This is a genomic window from Burkholderia sp. WSM2230 (genome assembly GCF_000472445.1).
Taxonomy (GTDB): domain Bacteria; phylum Pseudomonadota; class Gammaproteobacteria; order Burkholderiales; family Burkholderiaceae; genus Paraburkholderia.
Genome location: NZ_AXAJ01000008.1, coordinates 191,115 through 210,446, shown reverse-complemented (window position 1 = coordinate 210,446; position 19,332 = coordinate 191,115). Strand labels below are relative to the sequence as shown.

Genomic DNA, 19,332 nt, shown 5'->3' with positions numbered 1-19,332 from the left:
TTTCGCACGCGGTCGCTGAGGTATGCGATGCACTCGGTCCGTCCCCAACGAGAGAGAGAGAACCTAATCAATGAACAAGAAACTGATCTGCGCGGCGCCGCTGGCGATCGCCGCAGCGCTAAGCCTTTACGCATGCGGCGGCAACGAGGTCACTCAACCCGACATCACGTCGATCAAGACGGTCGTGGTGATCTACGCGGAAAACCGCAGCTTCGACAACCTGTACGGCAACTTCCCGGGCGCAAACGGTCTGCAGAATGTCAGTGCGGCAGCCGCGAAGCAGCTGGACCGCGACGGCTCCGCGCTCGCGACGCTGCCGCAGGTCTGGAACGGCCTCACGCAAACCGGCGTGACACCGGTTGTCACGCAAGCCATGACGGCCAACTTGCCGAACAGCCCGTTCGCAATCGACGACCCCAACGGTTTCAACACGCCGATCACCGCGACGACACGCGATCTGTATCACCGCTTCTATGAGAACCAGATGCAGATCGACGGCGGCAAGAACGACAAGTTCGCCGCGTGGGCCGATTCAGGCGGACTCGTCATGGGCCACTACACGCTCGACGCCGACAAGCTGCCGCTGTGGAAAATCGCGCAGCAATACACGCTCGCGGATAACTTCTTCATGGGCGCGTTCGGCGGCTCGTTCCTGAACCACCAGTGGCTCGTGTGCGCGTGCACGCCGATCTATCCCAACGCGGACAAGAGCCCGGCGGCCGGCTCGATTTCGGCAGTCGAAAGCGACGGCGTGACACTGAAGCTCGCGTCGAACTCGCCGGCGTCGGCGCTGAACGGTCCGCCCAAGTTCGTGCTGTCCGGCAACCTCACGCCTGACTTCTACGCGATCAACACGATGCAGCCGCCGTATCAGCCGAGCGGCAACAAGGCGGCCTCGGGCGGCGACGCGAATCTCGCCGATCCGTCTGTGGCCACCACGTTGCCCGCGCAGACGCAGCAGCACATCGGCGATCTGCTGAACAACGCGAAGGTGTCGTGGGCGTGGTACGGCGGCGCGTGGGGCGCGGCCGTGTCGGCGGCACAGAACGGCACCTCCAATGTGATCTACGGCGCGAATCTCACGGCGCCGAACTTCCAGCCGCATCATCAGCCGTTCAACTACTTCGCGGATCTCGCGCCGGGCACCACCAACCGCTCGCAGCATCTGCTCGACGGCGGTCTCGCCGGCTCGGAGTTCATCAAGGCGATCGACAGCGGCACGCTGCCGCAAGTGTCGTTCTACAAGCCGCAGGGCAACCTGAACGAGCACGCCGGCTACACGGACGTCGCGTCGGGTGACCAGCACATCGCGGACGTGATCTCGCATCTGCAGAAGAGCCCGCAGTGGAACAACATGCTGGTCGTCGTCACGTACGACGAAAACGGCGGCTTCTGGGATCACGTCGCGCCGCCCAAGGCCGATCGTTGGGGCCCCGGCACGCGCATTCCGGCGCTCATCATCTCGCCGTTCGCGAAGAAGGGTTTCGTCGATCACACGCAATACGACACGACGTCGATCCTGCGCTTCATCACGCATCGTTTCTCGCTGCCGACGCTGCCTGGCATCGCGGCGCGCGACGCGGCGCTCACCGCCAACGGCGGCAAGCCGATGGGCGACCTGACCGCTGCGCTGAACATCAAGCAGTGATCGCGAGCAAGGAACGCGTGACGGCACAACAGCAACGGTAAGCAACAGCCACCCTCGCGGGCGGCTTTCAACGGGCAGCTTCGGCTGCCCTTTTTTATGGGCTACTTTGGCCATAAAAAAATCCCATCACCGTTTGTTCGGTAGATGGGATTCTTCATGCAGGCAATGGCGCGGCGGGCGAGGATCGAACTCACAACCTCAGGTTTAGAAGACCTGTGCTCTATCCAATTGAGCTACCGCCGCACAAGGCTGGGCCCGGATTATAACCGATCGCCTCACGCCCGCCAGAACGCAGCGGGCATCGTCGACATTATCAGACCGGTTGGGGATGCACCGCGAACCAGCCGAGGAACGCGACGCCCGCGATCACGCAGTACAGGCCGAACGAAGCGAGACGTCCGCGGCCTTCGAAATAGCGCATCAGGAAACGCACGCTCAGGTATGCAGCGATGGCGGTCAGCACGCCGCCGAGCAGTGCGTCCGCGAGCTGGCCCGGCGCATGGAAGAGCTTGGGCAGTTCGAGCAGCCCGGCCGCGAAAATGATCGGCGTACCGAGCAGGAACGAGAACTCCGCGGCCTTCTCCGCGGTGAGACCAGCCGCGTTGCCTGCGATCATCGTAAGACCGCTGCGCGAAAAGCCCGGAATCAGCGCGCCGATCTGCGCGAGGCCGACAAGAAACGCCTGGCGGAAATTCATTTTCTCGGGTGCCTGATGCGCGCGCGAGCGCTGCAGGCGGTCGCCGAGCCACAACAGCACGCCGTTGACGATCAGCGCAATGGCAACGATGCGCAGGTCGTGGAAAATCCGTTCGAGCCGCTTTTCAAGCAGCAGGCCGACGAGCCCCGCCGGAATCGTGCCGATGATGAGCGCCCACATCATGTGCGCGTCATCGTTGCGGCGTCCACCGAACGACGAGAAGAAGCCCCGCACGAGCGCGCACCACCGCTCGCGGAAATACCAGAGCAACGCGAACGCCGTACCGAGGTGCAACGCGACGAGAAACGGCAGCAACTGCGGCGCGTGTTTATCTATATGCATACCGAACAATGCAGGCAGCAGCAGCGTATGGCCGAGACTGCTGACCGGAAAGAGTTCGGTCACGCCTTGCAGCACGCTCAGGAAGATTAGAAACGAGAGGTTCACGCGGCGGTCCTTGTAAGGAAAATGTCGGGGACAGCGCGCCGCACAACGAGTTACCCGGCGCGTCAAAAGGCGCACCGATTATGCCTGGCTGCAAAGTCACCGCCAAGCGTTTGGGCCACATTCGGGGAAATTTTGACGCGCTGCGTCACGATGCGAAACGCGCGTTTCGCGAAACCCAGCGAAAAGGGCCGCCTACCAACAGCAGCCCTTTCATTCATCTGACGGCGCAGCGCCAGATCAGCGCGTTCGGGAAGGCGTCACGCTTACGAATCGCAAGCGCCAGGCCGCAAGCCGCGAAGTGCGTCTGCGATGCGGCGCGTCTTGCGGGCGGCGAGCGGCATGCCCGGCAGACAGCCTCAGGAAGCGCGGCTCAGCGCTCGAGCTTGTAGAAGAAATAAACCGTACTTGCGGTGAACATGCCGAAAAGCGCGACACCCATTGCCATTGCGAGATCCATGACGCCTCCTGAGCGATCTCGCCCGGCGGTAGATTTCACCGGGCAGTGAGACGGATTATCGGCAAGAACCGCCTGCTCGCGAACTCGCAATTTCCCGAGAAGGGTTTCCCCGTAGCGCAAAGCAGAGCAAAATCGTCGTCTCGGCCAGCCCCGTCCTGCCTGTGGCGCAGGCGCAAGCCGTGCTCGCGCACATTCGGCGGGCCGCTGCTGGACCATCTTCAGCCGGGCTCGCCCGGGCCCAACATTGACTCATCACGCCATCGACCATGCCTCTTTCACCGCAGCAGGACATTCTCGAAATCGCCCAGGACGCCTCCGTGCTCCGCTTCGCGCCGCAAGCCGGCGGCCGTCTGCTCTCGTGGATCATCGACGGCGAGGAGGTGATCCATTGGCCGGAACACGCCGACTGGAGCCAGCCCGCGCGCATCCGCGGCGGCAATCCACTGCTGTTTCCGTTTCTCGGACGCCATCGCGTGGACGGCAAGATCGGTTACTGGCGCGGCGCGCAGGGGACGGTGCGCGAGTTGCCCATGCACGGCTTCGCGCGCGATCTGCCGTTCGACGCCCACGCCGACGTGCACGGCGCGGGCCTGCGCCTCGTGCTGACCGATAGCGAGGCAACGCGCAGCGGCTACCCATTCGGCTTTCGCTTCGAAGCGGCATACACGCTCGTCGACGCCCACACGCTCGACGTCACGCTCACTACCACCAATACCGGCGACGCAGCGCTGCCCTATTATGCCGGCCATCATTTTTACTTCACGCTGCCGCACACTCAGCGCGGCGCGACATCGCTCGAACTACCGCCTACCGAGCGGCGCTTCCAGCAGGCCGACGGTTCGATCAGCGCGGCCGAGCCCGGCGAAGCGCGCTACACGCTGGACGAAGCGCGCATCCACGACCGCTTCCATTGCCTGACCGGCGTGCCGCATCAGCCGGTGAAGCTGAACGCGCCGGGCCTCGGCCGAGTTATCACTATCGACCTGAACCGTCCGAACTCCGTGCCGTGGTACGCGGTGACGACATGGACTGAAGCAGCCGAGTCGAACTTCTATTGCGTGGAGCCGTGGCTCGGCCTGCCCGATGCGATCCATAACGGCATGGGGCTGCGCTGGCTCGAACCGGGCAAGACCGAAGTGGCCGCGTTGCGGATTCACGTTGCGAAGCTGGGATGAATGGCGTGGGCTTGCGGTCCGAGTCTGGGCGATGCGCCGGCCGCGCATGAGCGAGCGCAAGCTGGCAGCGCTCTTGCTCGCGTCGCCAACGAGGTCGATGCTCGTTTTCCCGATGCTGCGACGCAAAACCGTTAGAATCGGACGCTTTGTATCTACCTGCCGCGTGATCGGGATCGGCGCGCGGCAGCGCTTTGCGAGGTCCAATGCCTGAAACAACAAGAATGATCAAACGACTCGCCGGCGTCTCGCTGGTTGCACTGATCGCCGCGTGCGGGTCGGCGCCGGTCGGTCCGGGTTTCTATCGCGTCGAACGGGGCGATACGCTGTCGAAGATCGCGCGCAGTCACCGGCAATCGGTGCAAAGCATCGCACGCTGGAACAACCTGACCAATCCCGACAGCATCGAGGTCGGCCAGGTGCTGCGCGTCGAACCGCCCAACGGTGCGGCCGCGACGAGCGGCGCCGTGCGCAGTAACGGCAACGGCAGTGCTTCTGCCGCGCCGCGCCCCGCGCCGGGCGACAATGCGTCCTCGGCCGCGCCGGCGTCGTCGATTTCGCTCGTGTGGCCGACCAGCGGCAACGTCATTCGCAGCTTCGACGGCGCAAACTCGAAGGGCATCGATATTTCCGCCCCAGTCGGTACACCCGTGGTCGCGGCGGCAGCCGGCACGGTGGTGTACGCGGGCAACGGGCTGCGCGGTTACGGCAATCTGCTGATTCTCAAACACAACGCCGAATATCTGACCGCGTATGCGCACAATCGCTTGCTGCTCGTAAAGGAAGGCGAGACTGTCGCTCAAGGCCAGAAGATCGCCGAGATGGGCGACACCGACACGAACCGCGTCATGCTGCATTTCGAACTGCGCTATCAGGGCCGCTCGATCGATCCTTCGCGTGCGCTGCCGCCGCGATAGGCCGGCACGTGTTGCGGTCGCGCGCTGAGGGGACCGCTTTCTGTTTGCCTCGGCCGCACCACGTGGCCTCTACCGTGTTGGGCGGGCCGCGTGTTGCGTCTACGCGCAGTCTGCCTGCGTATTTCCATGCGGCCGACGCTTCGCCCCGCCGCCTTGCCTCACGCGGCACCGCCGCGGCGCGTCGGCGGCTTGGGGAACCCCGCGTGCTATAAACGCTCAATCCCGCACACGTGGCCTCGCGCCACGTCTTTCACATCTGTTAAAGGAATCTGCAATGAAGAGCGCATTGGCGTCCATGGCGACGGCCGCGGCGATCGGTGTCGGCCTGCTGGCACTGGGCAGCCTGGCGGGCTGCTCCACGACCACCACCATGACCTATTTGCCGAGCGGCGACACTGGCTTCGCGATCAACTGCAGCGGCAGCGATGCGAGCACCAGTTGGGCCGAATGCTACAAACGCGCGGGCGAAGTCTGCGGCAATTATGGCTACGACGTCGTATCGAAGGACGTGGATAACGGCGCCACCTCGGGCGGCACCGTGGGCGGCATTTTCGGCGCGAACGTAAAAAACCGTTCGATGGTGGTTCGCTGCAAGCAATAGGACGAAGAGGCTGTGCTCGCGGATCGCGCCGAATCCGGGCGGCCGCGAAGCCAGCGCCCCGAGCGCGGCTCGATGCGCACGGCGAAGGCCAGCAGCGCCGCCAACGCAACGGGCCACAGCGCGATAAAAATGATTACCAGCCTCATAATCGACGAAAGTAAAAGTAAGTTTTATGATCTGCGCGGCGTGTGTACGTGCAATGACTGCGGGTAAAAATCAGGCAAAAAAAGCCCGGCGCGAGGCCGGGCTAACGGGGGTTCGGCGCATATCGGCAAAGGACCGGTTCACCATGCGCCAGAACCAAATTTAACAACGCGGTTTTACAAGCGCAATATATTAATTTCCCGGACAATGTGCTGCGACGCACCGATTACGCGTTGTGTGAAGCGCAAATCCGGCGAATAAAAGGCGGCCTACATGCGCTGAACGATCGATTATTGTTCAATCGACGAACCGATTAATGCGCCCGAAACCCGCATGTAGCAAGGCTGGTGCCACTGGCGAGCTATTCGGCTGACAAAAATCCGCCAGCGGCCTGAAGCGAGCGCGAGAGTGGCGGTTTGCCCGGTTAATCGCTGCTCAAGGGCTTGGTGCGCCAGCGCACCCTTTCGATTAAATAGTCGCATCCGCCATACTCGCGGCGGCGCAATACGGCAGACGTGATTCGCAAATAGCGGAACACAAGGCATTAAATCCACCGACAAATATCAATTCCTTAAAATCGATCATCTGCTGATTGACTAATTATCAGATGTTATTCATTAGCGTCACGCCGCACAAGTCGGCCGAAAGTCATAATCCACCCACTCGGCAGTGGTTTTTACATTCCGTGCTCATGACGTCGGCCCCGCGCAAATCCGCACCATTGAATCGAGCGCGTTGAAGGTTCAGAATCGGCTGAATCGCCCGGCACTGAGGCGTGCCCGAACGCGCGCCGCGCAGACTGCCCACCCCGATGGTTTATAGTATCGACCCCGCCAGAACCCGCTTAAGATGACTTCCAACGACGCCACCCATAGCCCCCTTTACGCCAAGCTCCTCGCCGAAACCGCAAAAATCGGCTGGCCGGAACTGGAGCGCTTCTTTGCGCGCGGCATGCTGCTGCGCGTCGCCAGCGACCTGGATCTGGTGAGCGTCGCCGAAGCCATCGCCAATGACGACACCACGCAAGTCACGCAGTGGCTGTCGGCCGGGCTCGTCGAGCGCGTGCAAAGCGAAACCGCCGCCGACTTCGCCGCACGCGATCCGGACCTGTGGGCAGTGGTGGTCTCGCCGTGGGTGTGCGTGCAGGAGCGCCATTGAGCGAAGCGGCGTCTGCCGTGCCCGCGGCGCCCGCGCTACCGGTGCGCTGGCACCGCCGCGTGCTCGCACTGGCGTTTCCTATCGTCCTCGCCAATCTGACGCAGCCTATTCTCGGCGCTGTCGATACCGCCGTCGCCGGGCATCTGAGCAATGCGTCGTATCTGGGCGGCGTGGCGCTCGGTGGACTCTTCTTCAACTTCGTGTTCTGGGGTTTCGGCTTTCTGCGCATGGGCACGACGGGCCTCGTCGCGCAGTCCCACGGCGCCGGCCAGCATGCCGGACTGCGCGATGACGTGGTGCGCGCGCTGTTGCTCGCGGCCGTGATCGGGGCCGCGGTGCTCGCGTTGCAAGCGCCGCTGATCGACTACGCGTTGCGCGCGCTCGGCGGCAGCGACGCCGTGCAGCACAGCGCCCGCCTGTACTGCCACGCGCGCGTCTGGGCCGCACCCTTCGCGCTCGGCAACTATGTGGTGCTCGGGTGGCTACTGGGCACTCAGCGCGTGCGGCTCGCGCTAATGTCGCAAGTGTTCATCAACGGTGTGAACATCGCCGCCGTGCTTCTCTACGTGTCTGTATTCGATTGGGGGGTCGCCGGAATCGGCGCGGCCACCGCCACCGCGGACGTGCTCGGCTTTGTACTCGGCGCACTGCTGCTGTGGCACGGCAGGCCACGCGGCCTGCCCGCGCCGACCCGCCGCGCGCTCTTCGACGCGGCGGCGCTCAGGCGGCTTGTCACGCTCAATCGCGACATTTTCGTGCGCACGCTGTGCCTGCTGCTGTCGTTCGGCTGGTTTGCGCACCTGGGCGCGCGCCAGGGCGACGCAACGCTCGCCGCCAATGCGCTGCTGCTCAACTTCCAGACCTTCATGGCTTATGGACTCGACGGCTTCGCGCACGCCGCCGAGGCGCTCGTCGGCGCAGCGATCGGCGCGCGCGACCGGCATGCGTTCGTCCAGGCGGTCAAGGTGACGGCGTTATGGTCGGCGCTCGGCGCGCTCGGCTTTGCGCTCGTGTACGCCGGCACCGGTGCATGGATCGTCGAACGTCTGACAGATCAGGCAGCCGTGCGCGCCACCGCCTACCTGTATCTGCCGTGGGCGGCGTTTTCGCCGGTGGTGTCGGTGGCAGGCTATGTACTGGACGGCGTGTTCATCGGCGCAACGCGAACGCGCGAACTGATGACCTCGATGATCGTGTCGTTTGCGATCTTCGTCGGCGCGTCGTGGATGCTGCTCGCCGCATATGGCAACCATGGACTGTGGGCCGCGCTGCTCCTCTTCATGGCTGCGCGCGGCGTGACGCTCGGGCGCCATCTGCCGGAGCTCGTTCGCGGCCTGGGCGCTACGGGCGCATAAAGGAAGGCTGCATAAGCGCGGGCAGCTTTGCGTAGATCACAAACCCCAGCGCATCCGCATCCACCCTTCGCTACAACCGCGCCCGGCGCTAGCGCGCGACCGGCGCAGGCACCATCGCGGGCGGATGGGTGTCGGTGGGCACGCCGTGGTAATCGGCGGGATCCTGCGGCGGGCCAGCACGGTGCCCGGACGGCCCGTTTGCACAGCCGGCGACACCGGCGGCGAGCAGCAATGCAATCATCGAAACGCGGAACATGGACGCAAATCTCTCTAACGAAAAGGGAACGGACGACGGCAGCGCGGAAGTCTACCCGCAACGCGCATTCCATGACGCCGCGCGCGCAGTCGGCTCTGCCATTTCGCGATGCGTGACCTACTATGAAGTCACAGCCGGACGTCAAAGGAGACTGCCATGGACGCTGAATCTATCGCGGGTCTGGTCGGACTCGGAGTAGGTCTTGTGGTGCTGCTCGCACTGTCAATCTTCGAAACGCGGACTTATCGGCGCGAACACGGCGAAGGCATGCTGCATCACTGGATGACGCATCAGCATGTGCATATGCCGCACTGGATGCGTCGGCGGCATTGAAACCGGCGGTTGCCTGATTCGTCTGCGGTGGGCCCCGCGCTCGCGGAGGGTGCCGCTTTGCTCGCGTTGTTGTCTGCCCAAGGCACGGCTGATGATCAGGCACGTGCGTTGCTGAACCCGTGGCTGCAAGGAGCGCGTGCGTTGCGCGTCGCTTGCCGCGGCAAGCAATGTGCGTCGGATCAACTACGCGGCCCACCATCTTCTGCGGCCGGACAGGGAGAACTCAAATGACGATCGGAACCATCCTGCTCATCGTGCTTATCCTGCTGCTGATCGGCGCGCTGCCGACCTGGCCATACAGCAGCGGCTGGGGCTACCGCCCGACCGGCGTGCTCGGCGTCGTGCTGATCATCGTCATCGTACTGCTGGTTCTGGGACGCATATGACGCAGAGTTTTCGCCCCGGCGCAATTCGAGATTGACTCTGGCACTCGAAGCCACGTAGAATCTCGGATTCGTCGGAGCGTAGCGCAGCCTGGTAGCGCATCTGATTTGGGATCAGAGGGTCGAAGGTTCGAATCCTTTCGCTCCGACCACGAAAAAAGCAGCAAGCAGAGCAACAAACAGGTAACAAGCATCACGAAACCCGCGTAGCCTTCGGCTTCGCGGGTTTTTGTTTTTTAGGGCTGCAGCCGCCCGGTGCAGGATCGTGGTCTGCTACAGCATCCAGACGCGCGAGGCAACGGGACACTGACCACGCACCCGCACAACGCCTGCAAGCGCGAGCCGCCCCCACGACTTGCAGCCCGCCGCACGCTCATGCGACAGTGGACAGCGCAACGGTCAAGCCGACACCACAACGTCCACTCGCCGCACTCAGACTCAAGGAGCCCGCATGAATCTGATTCTCTGGCGTCACGCCGAAGCCGAAGACTATGCCGCCACGGATCTCGCCCGCGCGCTGACCACTCGCGGCCGCAAGCAGGCGCAAAACGTCGCGAAATGGCTGCGCACGCGGCTGCCCGATGACGCCGTGGTCCTCGCAAGCCCCGCCGTGCGCACCATCCAGACTGCCGAGACGCTGAGCGACCAGTACCGCGTCGTGCGCGAACTCGCGCCGAATGCAAGCGCGGCGGACGTCCTTGATGCGGCAGGGTGGCCTAAAGGCATGGCGGAAACGGTGGTGATCGTCGGTCACCAGCCGACGCTCGGCCATGTCGCGGCAAAACTGCTCGCCGGCAGCGACGCAAGCTGGCCGGTCAAGAAAGCCGGCCTGTGGTGGATCGCGAGCCGCGAGCGTCACGGCGACGATCAGGCGGTGCTGCTCGCGGCCATGACACCCGATCTCGTCTGATGCGGTCCGCGCGTCGCGCGCGCACGACACCAGCGAACCGCGGCGGCTTGCGACATGGCATGGCATGACCCGACACGAGGTGTCGCGCCGCACGCGGCTCATCAAGCATGCGTGCCGGATAGCGAAGCGAACGGCTTACATACAGTCATCCAATCGTCACAGCATTGCCATGCGAGCGTCACCGGGCGTTACTACATTGGCGAAAAAAGACTCATCCTTTTTTCGACCAGGACGCCCCAATGCGAGAACTGCCGACGCCTACCCTGCCCCTCGCTTCGATCTTCGAGTCCCGTCGCCTGCCGCGCGCCGAAGAGACAGTTACCGCGCAACATCGGCTGCGAGTCACGTGGGCTCGCACCGACGAAGAGCTTCGCGAGGCGCAGCGTCTGCGTTACCGTGTGTTCGCCGACGAAATGGGCGCACGCCTTTCCGGCCCCGCGGGCCTCGACGTCGATTCGTTCGATCCGTACTGTGATCACCTGCTGGTCCGTGATCTTGACACGCTGAAGGTAGTCGGCACCTATCGCGCGTTGCCGCCGCATCAGGCGGCGCGCATCGGACGTCTGTACGCCGAAAGCGAGTTCGACGTTTCGCGCCTCACGCACCTGCGCGCGAAGATGGTCGAAGTGGGACGCTCGTGCGTGCATCCCGACTATCGCAGCGGCTCGGTCATCATGTCGCTGTGGGCCGGGCTCGCCGCGTACATGAAGCACAACGGCTACGAAACGATGCTCGGCTGCGCGAGCGTCGCGATGGTCGACGGCGGTCACTATGCGGCGAACCTGTATTGCTCGCTGCGCGACAGCGCGCTGACCGCGCCGGAATATCGCGCGTTTGCTCACACGCCGCTGCCCGTCGACGAGTTGCAAACCGGCGTGGAGGTCGCGCCTCCGCCGCTCGTCAAAGGCTATCTGCGTCTCGGCGCAAAGATTTGCGGCGCGCCGGCGTGGGATCCCGACTTCAATACGGCCGATTTCCTGACGCTGTTCCGTCTGTCGGACATCAACGCACGCTACGCCCGCCACTTCCTCGGCGAGGCATAGCCGCGCCAGGGCCAGGAAGCGCCCACGCGGCAACCAGGCGCATCAACAGAAAAGCCCGGAAAAACCGGGCTTTTTCTCATCCGCAAGCCGCGTCGCCTAAGAACCGGCATAGCGCAACACACGTGCATCACTCGTCCGTATAGACCACTCGATACGGAATGCCGACTTTTTCCCACTCCGCGGCTTCCTGAATCAGGCTGTAGTCGGTAAGCGGATTATTGGCGACCCATTCGTTGGGCAAGCGCACTTCATAACCGCCGTTCGCCTGGGCGACCGTAATGCCGGGCAGACCGACATCCGCACGGCGCCGGCACAACAGCGCCGCAAGCCGCAGACAGAACAGCAACGGCCATTCGACCTCGCGCGTTTGCGACAGCTTGCCGAGCTTGCCCGCATGACCGAGCACGAGCGCTGCCAGCCGCGCCTGGTCGGTGCGCGAAAAACCCGGCATGTCCGCGTTGCTCGCAATGTACGCCGAATGCTTGTGATACGCGCTGTGCGAAATGGACAGGCCGATTTCATGCAGCGCCGCCGCCCAGCCGAGAAACATGCGGTTCTCTGCGCGGCGTTCTTCGTCGGGCTCCGCGAACTGATCGTAGAAGCGCACCGCCAGCTCGCCGATGCGCCCCGCCTGCGCGCGATCCACGCCATAGCGGCGCATAAAGCCTTCCACGGTGACCGTGCGCATGTCTTCGTGCTGCGAGCGGCCCAGCAAATCGTAGAGCACGCCGAGGCGCAATGCGCCGTCTGTCGTATCGACATAATCGACGCCCAGTTCGTCGAACACCGCGATCATGATCGACAGGCCGCCAGCAAGCACGGGAATGCGGTCGGCCTTCAGCGCGACAAGCTTCAGCCGGTTGACGTTCTCGGCCTTGATCAACGCGCGCTTGAGGCGCTCGAGCCCGCCGCGCGAAATGCCGTGCGTGACGCCGGGGTCGTTGAAGCCGTTTGCCTCGACGAGTTCAGCAAGCGCGCGCGCCGTGCCCGACGAGCCGATGGCCTGCTCCCAACCCGTCTTCTTGTATTCCGACGAAATGATCTGGATTTCGCGGCCGGCGGCGAGTTCGGCCTGACGCATCGTGTATTCGTCGACGTTGCCAGCGGGGAAAAACGCACGGCTATGGCTCACGCAGCCGATATACAGGCTTTCCATCTTGATCGGCGTGTAATGCGAACCGATGATGAATTCCGTCGAGCCGCCGCCGATGTCCACCACGAGCCGCTTGCCGGGACTCGCCGGCACCGAGTGCGCGGCGCCGGCGTAGATGAGCCGCGCTTCCTCGCGGCCGGCGATCACTTCAATCGGAAAGCCGAGCGCCGCTTGCGCTTCGCCGAGAAATTCGCCGGCATTCTTCGCGATGCGCAGCGTGTTGGTGGCGACCGCACGCACATGATCGGGATGAAAATCGCGCAGCCGTTCGCCGAAGCGCTTGAGCGCGTCCCAGCCGCGCACCTGCGAGGCGCGGTCGAGCATCTTGTCGCGCGACAGACCGGCGGCGAGCCGCACCGGCTCGCGCAACGCATCGACCTGGTAGATCTGGCTGCCGGCGTCGGTTTCCTCGACCCGGCCGACGATCAGCCGGAAGCTGTTCGAACCGAGATCGACGGCAGCAAGGAGTTGTGGGGTATTGACCATCGAGTATGCGGACTCCATGCGCGCAAGCGCGGCGGCGTTGTATGCAAGCAAGGACTGACTTCTGCCGGAAGCACGAGGCGCCTTGCGACCGGCCGCGCTGTTCAAAGACGCCATTCTAAGCGTACCGGAGCTCACCATGTCACCTCGCGCAGATGGGGGTGCCCCATGGTCCCATACGGACTGCGTCATATTGACGACAGGCGAGCAATACAGCGTAGAATCGATGACATTGAAAGTGTCATAACAATGTAACCGTACTGTGAGAATTTCCGAGCGTCTTTCCGCCTCCATATCTGAAATTCCATTCTCGCTGCCGATGTCCATCCGCTACCCCTTATTGAATCGCGAGCTGGGCATTCTGGGTTTCAACGAGCGTGTGTTGGCTCAAGCCGCCGACCCCGCCGTCCCTTTGCTCGAACGCCTGCGTTTCATCTGCATCACGAGTAGCAATCTCGACGAATTCTTCGAAGTCCGTATGGCCGGACTGCAGGAGCAGATGCGCGACAACCCCGGCGCACTTTCGCCCGACGGCATGTCGCTGCAGCATGTCTACGACCTCGTCGTCGAGCGTGCGCAAAAGCTCGTGCATCGGCAGTACACGATGCTGCACGACACCGTGCTTACCGCGCTCGAAGAGGAAGGCATCTATTTTCACGGCACGGAGGCATGGAGCGAAGCGCAGACCGAATGGGCGCGCAATTATTTCTTCGACGAACTGCTGCCTGTGCTCACGCCGATCGGCCTCGATCCGGCGCATCCGTTTCCGCGCGTGCTCAACAAGAGCCTGAACTTCGTCGTCGAACTGGAAGGCAAGGACGCCTTCGGCCGTCAGGCGATGATGGGCATCGTGCAGGCGCCGCGCGCTCTGCCGCGACTCGTGCGCATGCCGCAGGAACTGTCGGGATATCCGCATGGCTTCGTGCTGCTCAGCTCGCTGTTGCAGCGCTTTGTCGGGGAGCTGTTTCCGAATCTCGTGGTGCGTAGTTGCAATCAGTTTCGCATCACGCGCAATAGCGAACTCTTCGTCGACGAAGACGAAATCACCAATCTGCGCGTCGCCTTGCAGGGCGAACTGCCGGCGCGCCATCTGGGCAACGCGGTGCGGCTCGAAGTGTCCGCGGAGACGCCCGCACATGTGGTGCGGCGTCTGCTCGACGAAAGCGGGCTTAGCGACAAGGACTGTTATCACGTCGACGGTCCCGTCAACCTCGTGCGCCTCATGCAGCTGCCGGAGATGGTTGATCGGCCCGACCTGAAGTTCGTGCCGCATATTCCGGCCATTCCCGCGCCTATCGCGAATGCCGCAAGCATGTTCGACGTGATCGATCAGGGCGACGTGCTGCTGCATCATCCGTACGAGAGTTTTCAGCCGGTGCTTGAACTGCTGCTGCAAGCGGCCAAGGATCCGAGCGTGGTCGCGATCAAGCAGACCATCTACCGCACCGGCACCGACTCTCCGCTGATGGACGCGCTGATGCAGGCCGCGCGCAACGGCAAGGAAGTCACGGTGGTGGTCGAACTGCTGGCGCGCTTCGACGAAGAAACCAACATCAACTGGGCTTCGCAGCTCGAAGCGGTCGGCGCGCATGTCGTGTACGGCGTGGTCGGCCACAAGTGCCACGCAAAGATGATGCTGATCGTGCGACGCGCGACGGTGAGCGGCAAGATGACGCTCAAGCGTTACGTGCATCTTGGCACCGGCAATTATCATCCGCGTACCGCGCGTCTTTATACCGACTTCGGTTTGATGACCGCCGACCCGCGCATCTGCGAGGACGTGCATCATGTGTTCCAGCAACTCACCGGCATTGGCGGCGAACTGAAACTGCACGAGTTGTGGCAGTCGCCGTTCACACTGCATCCGAAGCTGGTCGACGCAATCCGCGCCGAAGCCGAGCATGCGCGTGCGGGCAAGAAGGCGCGCATCGTCGCGAAGATGAACGCGCTGCTGGAACCCACGGTGATTGCGGAGTTGTACGAAGCGTCGCAGGCGGGCGTGAAGATCGACCTGATCGTGCGCGGCGTCTGTTCGTTGCAGCCGGGCGTGCCTGGCCTCTCCGAGAACATCACGGTGCGCTCGATTGTCGGGCGCTTTCTCGAACATCATCGCATCTATTACTTCTACGACGACGGCCGCGAACAGGTGTATCTATCGAGCGCGGACTGGATGGATCGCAACTTCTTTCGCCGCGTCGAAGTCGCGTTTCCGGTCAACAACCGGCGGCTCAAGCGCCGCGTGATCGCGGAGGGTCTGTCGGCGTTTCTCGGCGACAATCAGTCCGCGTGGCTCATGCAAAGCGACGGGCATTATCGCCGGCGGCGGCCGGGTAAGTCGTCGCGCAATGCACAGATGAGTCTGCTGGCGAAGTTCTGCTCGTGAGCGGCGCCGCTCGCTGCGGCGGGCGGCTCGAGCGTCGAACAAAGCAACAAAGCAACAAAGCAACAAAGCCCGCCTGAAGCATGAGCTCAGGCGGGCTTTTTTATGAGCTGCGAGCGGCTATGCGTGCGCCGGTTGCCGCCGCGCCGTGCGATACAGCGGAAACCTCACGCTAAACGTACTGCCGCGCCCTTCTTCGCTTTTCACTTCGAGTTGCGCATCGTGCCGTTGCAGCACGTGCTTGACGATCGCGAGTCCGAGGCCGGTGCCTCCGGTGTCGCGCGAGCGGCTGCGGTCCACGCGATAAAAGCGCTCCGTGAGGCGCGGAATGTCGGCCGCGGGAATGCCAAGGCCGCTGTCGGTCACCGAGAACACCGCTGTGCCGCCCTGCGCCTGCCAGCTCACCTTGATCGCGCCGCCGTCGGGCGTATAGCGGATCGCGTTGGTCACGAGATTGCCGAACGCGCTCAGAATCTCGGTTTCGACGCCCGTCACCGTCAGCCCTTCGTCCGCTTCGAAGACGATTTCGTGGTGGTCGCTCGACAGGCTTTCGGCATCGTCGCGCAGATGGCGCAACACCGCGCGCATGTCGATCATGTGATCGCTCGGCGGCTTGTTGTCGCCCTCCAGTTTGGCGAGCACGAGCAGATCGTTCACGATATGACGCATGCGCGACGCCTGCTGCTCCATCAACTCCAGATAGCGCGCGCGTTCCGCTTCCGCGAGCGGCAACTCGCGCATCGTCTCGAGAAAACCCGAGAGCACGGTAAGCGGCGTCTTCAATTCGTGGGAAACGTTGGCGACGAAATCGCGCCGCATCGCGTCGGTGCGCTCGAGCTCGGTGATGTCCTGCGACAGCACCAGCTTGCGGTTTTCGCCGTAAGGAAACACCTGCACGGACAGCACGTTCTGCCGTTTCTCGCCCATGCCGCGCATGATCAGCATCTCTTCGTACTCGTGCGAATTCAGGTAACGCACGAATTCCGGCTGACGTACCAGATGCGTGATGTGCTGACGCAGATCGCGCTTCGCGTCGAGCCCGAAATGTACTTCGGAGATGGCATTGCACCATTCGATCTGATCGTGGTCGTCGAGCATCGCCACGCCGTTCGGCGACGCCTGAATCGCCTGGATGAAGCGCGAGTGCTGCTGCTCGACCTGGCGCACCTGCGCATGCCAGCGCTTCGCGAGCTTGTGCAGACGGTAGTAGATTTCGCCCCAGATGCCGGGCGCACTCGGCACTTCGCCGTACACCGGCGCGTCCAGCAGACGCCACAAACGCTCTTTATGAAACGTGCCGGAGAGACTCTGCACGAGCAGCATGACGACCGCGAGGACCAATGCTGCCTTGACATTCACTAATGCGCCGACCACCACGCAGAGTATGGCGAGCAGCACGATCGAAACGATGGAGCGCGCCCAGATGATGTTCATGGTCTAGACAATCGAAGAGAACGGCGTGCGCGCCGCCGCAAGAGATCAGGCGTTCTTGGCGAGGCGATAGCCACTGCCGCGGACCGTCTCGATCATAGCATCGCAACCCGCCGGCTTGAGGGCCGCGCGCAGACGCTTGATATGCACATCCACCGTGCGCTCTTCGACGAACACGTGGTCGCCCCACACCTGATCGAGCAGTTGCGTGCGGCTGTGCACGCGCTCGGGGTGGGTCATGAAAAAGTGCAACAGACGGAATTCGGTCGGACCAAGATCGAGTTTGATCTCGCTGCCTTCCGCGTGCGCGGCCACCCGATGCGTCGCCGGATCGAGCTTCAGACCGTTGATCGCGACCACGTCCTCGGTGAGCTGCGGCGCACGGCGGCGCAGCACCGCCTTGATGCGCGCCATCAGTTCCTTCGGCGAAAACGGCTTGGTCACGTAGTCGTCCGCGCCGATCTCGAGGCCGAGCACCTTATCCTGCTCGTCGCCGCGCGCGGTCAGCATGATGATCGGAATGTGCTTCGTGCGTTCGTTGTTGCGCAGGTCGCGCGCGAACGCGATGCCAGACTTGCCCGGCAACATCCAGTCGAGCAGGACGAGGTCGGGCAATACGTCGCTGATCAGGTTCTGCGCCTGCTCCGCGTTGTACGCGCGAATCGGGCAGTGTCCGGCGTGTTGAAGATTGACCGAAATCAGTTCGGAAATTGCGGGCTCATCTTCAATGACGAGAATGCTGCTGGGCATCGGCACCTCTGATCCTTATCTCTGGATTAACTGAGCGCTTCGCGTTCGAGCGCGTCGCGCGACTTGTGCCGCACGTCCGTGCCCTTCACGATGTAAATGATGAACTCCGCGATGTTCTTCGCGTGGTCGCCAATCCGCTCGATTGCTTTCGCGATGAACAGAAAATCGAGGCCCACCGAAATGGAGCGCGGATCTTCGGTCATGTACGAAATCAGCTTGCGCACGAACGCGCGGAATTCCTCGTCGATCGCCTTGTCGTCGCGCACGATCTGCGCGGCGGCGACTGTGTCGAGACGCGCGAACGCGTCGAGCGCGCGGCGCAGGATCGACACCGCCATTTCGCCCGACAATTTGATCTCGGCAATGTTGATGGTGCGCGACGCGCCGTCTTCCATCAGACGCTTGGTTCGCTTGGCGATTTTCTCCGCCTCGTCGCCGGCGCGTTCGAGATTGGTGATGGTCTTCGAAATCGCGATCAACAGGCGCAGGTCGCGCGCGGCCGGCTGACGGCGCGCGATGATGTTGCTGCACTCCTCGTCGATCTCGACTTCCATCGTGTTCAGGCGGTCTTCCGCGGCGATCACCTGCTCGGCGATATCGAGGTCGAATTCGTTGAGCGCCTGCATCGCCTTGACGATCTGCGATTCCACGAGGCCGCCCATTTCGAGCACCTTCGAGGAAACCAGGTTCAGGTCGGCGTCGAACTGGCTGGAGAGGTGTTTATCGGACATGTCGTACTCCGTTGTTTGCCCGGCGAATCAGCCGAAGCGGCCAGTAATGTAATCTTCGGTTTCCTTACGGACTGGCTTGATGAAGATCTTTTCGGTGTCGCCGAATTCAATCAGTTCGCCAAGGTACATATACGCAGTGTAGTCCGAACAGCGGGCCGCCTGCTGCATGTTGTGCGTGACGATCACCACCGTGTAATCGCTCTTTAGCTCCGCGATCAGTTCCTCGATGCGGCCCGTCGAAATGGGGTCGAGCGCCGAGCACGGTTCGTCGAGCAACAGCACTTCCGGACGGATCGCGATGCCGCGTGCAATGCACAAACGCTGCTGCTGCCCGCCTGACAGACCATAGCCGCTCTGGCCAAGCTTGTCCTTCACTTCGTTCCAGAGCGCCGCCTTGGTGAGCGCCCATTCGACGCGGTCGTCCATTTCCGAGCGCGGCAGCGACTCGAACATCTTCACGCCAAACGCGATGTTGTCGTAGATGGACATCGGGAACGGCGTCGGCTTCTGGAACACCATGCCGATGCGGGCGCGCAGCAGCGAAATATCGCGCTTCGAGGTCAGCAGGTTTTCGCCGTCCATCAAAATCTCGCCTTCGGCGCGTTGCTCCGGATAGAGCGCGTACATCTTGTTGAACGTGCGCAGCAACGTCGACTTGCCGCAGCCCGACGGGCCGATGAACGCGGTCACCTTGCCTTCCGGAATCTGCAGGTTGATGTTCTTCAGAGCGTGATACTTGCCGTAGAAGAAGTTGAGGTCGTTGACCTCGATTTTCGGACGCGACGGCGACGGCTCCTGGCCACCTTGTGCGGGATCGAAACCGGCGGGCGCAGTCGGGCGCGAAGCTGTGTTGAATTGAGTTTCTGCCATGTTCATCGGATTA

18 protein-coding genes and 2 tRNA genes are annotated in these 19,332 nt (G+C 62.9%); 12 read left to right on the top strand and 8 right to left on the bottom strand.

Features of this window, described 5'->3' with window-relative positions; all coding sequences use genetic code 11:
- The first annotated feature begins 70 nt into the window (after positions 1-70).
- A complete protein-coding gene (locus A3AC_RS0117770) occupies positions 71-1,648 on the top strand; it encodes an acid phosphatase (RefSeq protein ID WP_025600509.1) in 1,578 nt (525 codons plus the stop codon).
- A gap of 166 nt (positions 1,649-1,814) precedes the next feature.
- Here the strand turns inward: A3AC_RS0117770 and A3AC_RS0117765 are convergent.
- A tRNA-Arg gene (locus A3AC_RS0117765) sits at positions 1,815-1,891 on the bottom strand.
- Positions 1,892-1,961: 70 nt separating this feature from the next.
- Positions 1,962-2,792 (bottom strand): undecaprenyl-diphosphate phosphatase, encoded by an 831-nt coding sequence (locus tag A3AC_RS0117760; RefSeq protein WP_025600508.1) that lies wholly within the window; start codon positions 2,790-2,792, stop codon positions 1,962-1,964.
- Between the two features lie 723 nt (positions 2,793-3,515).
- On the opposite strand from A3AC_RS0117760, the gene A3AC_RS0117750 reads away from it, so the two are divergent.
- The 5 genes from A3AC_RS0117750 to A3AC_RS0117725 all read left to right on the top strand — a co-directional run bounded on the left by A3AC_RS0117750 (position 3,516) and on the right by A3AC_RS0117725 (position 8,596).
- Positions 3,516-4,424 (top strand): aldose epimerase family protein, encoded by a 909-nt coding sequence (locus tag A3AC_RS0117750; RefSeq protein WP_025600506.1) that lies wholly within the window; start codon positions 3,516-3,518, stop codon positions 4,422-4,424.
- Positions 4,425-4,627: 203 nt separating this feature from the next.
- A complete protein-coding gene (locus A3AC_RS0117745) occupies positions 4,628-5,338 on the top strand; it encodes a peptidoglycan DD-metalloendopeptidase family protein (RefSeq protein WP_025600505.1) in 711 nt (236 codons plus the stop codon).
- A 274-nt stretch (positions 5,339-5,612) separates the two neighbouring features.
- Entirely contained in the window at positions 5,613-5,939 is a 327-nt protein-coding gene (locus A3AC_RS0117740; RefSeq protein ID WP_025600504.1) for a hypothetical protein, read from the top strand.
- A gap of 993 nt (positions 5,940-6,932) precedes the next feature.
- A complete protein-coding gene (locus A3AC_RS0117730; RefSeq protein ID WP_025600501.1) occupies positions 6,933-7,241 on the top strand; it encodes a DUF2288 domain-containing protein in 309 nt (102 codons plus the stop codon).
- A complete protein-coding gene (locus A3AC_RS0117725) occupies positions 7,238-8,596 on the top strand; it encodes an MATE family efflux transporter (RefSeq protein ID WP_025600500.1) in 1,359 nt (452 codons plus the stop codon). The genes A3AC_RS0117730 and A3AC_RS0117725 overlap by 4 nt, the downstream gene beginning before the upstream one ends.
- An 88-nt stretch (positions 8,597-8,684) precedes the next feature.
- On the opposite strand, the gene A3AC_RS30720 is transcribed toward A3AC_RS0117725, so the two are convergent.
- Positions 8,685-8,852, bottom strand: a complete 168-nt coding sequence (locus A3AC_RS30720) for a hypothetical protein (RefSeq protein WP_198018004.1) — start codon at positions 8,850-8,852, stop codon at positions 8,685-8,687.
- 156 nt (positions 8,853-9,008) lie between these two features.
- On the opposite strand from A3AC_RS30720, the gene A3AC_RS30715 reads away from it, so the two are divergent.
- The 5 genes from A3AC_RS30715 (at position 9,009) to A3AC_RS0117695 (ending at position 11,521) form a co-directional block, all read left to right on the top strand.
- Positions 9,009-9,185: a hypothetical protein gene (locus A3AC_RS30715; protein ID WP_198018003.1), complete on the top strand. Its 177-nt coding sequence runs from the start codon at positions 9,009-9,011 to the stop codon at positions 9,183-9,185.
- A gap of 227 nt (positions 9,186-9,412) precedes the next feature.
- Entirely contained in the window at positions 9,413-9,571 is a 159-nt protein-coding gene (locus tag A3AC_RS30095; protein ID WP_006051997.1) for a DUF3309 family protein, read from the top strand.
- 72 nt (positions 9,572-9,643) lie between these two features.
- Positions 9,644-9,720: transfer RNA gene (locus A3AC_RS0117705), tRNA-Pro, on the top strand.
- Between the two features lie 299 nt (positions 9,721-10,019).
- Positions 10,020-10,478, top strand: coding sequence for a phosphohistidine phosphatase SixA (sixA, locus tag A3AC_RS0117700; protein ID WP_025600498.1), 459 nt, complete (start codon positions 10,020-10,022; stop codon positions 10,476-10,478).
- A 239-nt stretch (positions 10,479-10,717) separates the two neighbouring features.
- A complete protein-coding gene (locus tag A3AC_RS0117695) occupies positions 10,718-11,521 on the top strand; it encodes a GNAT family N-acetyltransferase (RefSeq protein WP_025600497.1) in 804 nt (267 codons plus the stop codon).
- A gap of 127 nt (positions 11,522-11,648) precedes the next feature.
- Here the strand turns inward: A3AC_RS0117695 and ppx are convergent, their stop codons facing one another.
- Entirely contained in the window at positions 11,649-13,274 is a 1,626-nt protein-coding gene (gene ppx, locus A3AC_RS0117690; protein WP_035475332.1) for an exopolyphosphatase, read from the bottom strand.
- 202 nt (positions 13,275-13,476) lie between these two features.
- Here ppx and ppk1 point away from each other — a divergent pair, with 202 nt between their 5' ends.
- Entirely contained in the window at positions 13,477-15,540 is a 2,064-nt protein-coding gene (ppk1, locus tag A3AC_RS0117685) for a polyphosphate kinase 1 (RefSeq protein WP_025600494.1), read from the top strand.
- A 117-nt stretch (positions 15,541-15,657) separates the two neighbouring features.
- Here the strand turns inward: ppk1 and phoR are convergent, their stop codons facing one another.
- The 4 genes from phoR to pstB are packed head-to-tail and all read right to left on the bottom strand — an operon-like array spanning position 15,658 to position 19,325.
- Positions 15,658-16,971, bottom strand: coding sequence for a phosphate regulon sensor histidine kinase PhoR (gene phoR, locus A3AC_RS0117680; RefSeq protein WP_025600493.1), 1,314 nt, complete (start codon positions 16,969-16,971; stop codon positions 15,658-15,660).
- 45 nt (positions 16,972-17,016) lie between these two features.
- Positions 17,017-17,718, bottom strand: coding sequence for a phosphate regulon transcriptional regulator PhoB (gene phoB / locus A3AC_RS0117675; RefSeq protein WP_025600492.1), 702 nt, complete (start codon positions 17,716-17,718; stop codon positions 17,017-17,019).
- Between the two features lie 26 nt (positions 17,719-17,744).
- A complete protein-coding gene (phoU, locus tag A3AC_RS0117670) occupies positions 17,745-18,449 on the bottom strand; it encodes a phosphate signaling complex protein PhoU (protein ID WP_020069441.1) in 705 nt (234 codons plus the stop codon).
- 27 nt (positions 18,450-18,476) lie between these two features.
- The gene (gene pstB / locus A3AC_RS0117665; RefSeq protein WP_025600491.1) at positions 18,477-19,325 is read right to left on the bottom strand and encodes a phosphate ABC transporter ATP-binding protein PstB; all 849 of its coding nucleotides are present in this window, start codon (positions 19,323-19,325) and stop codon (positions 18,477-18,479) included.
- Positions 19,326-19,332: the final 7 nt, after the last annotated feature.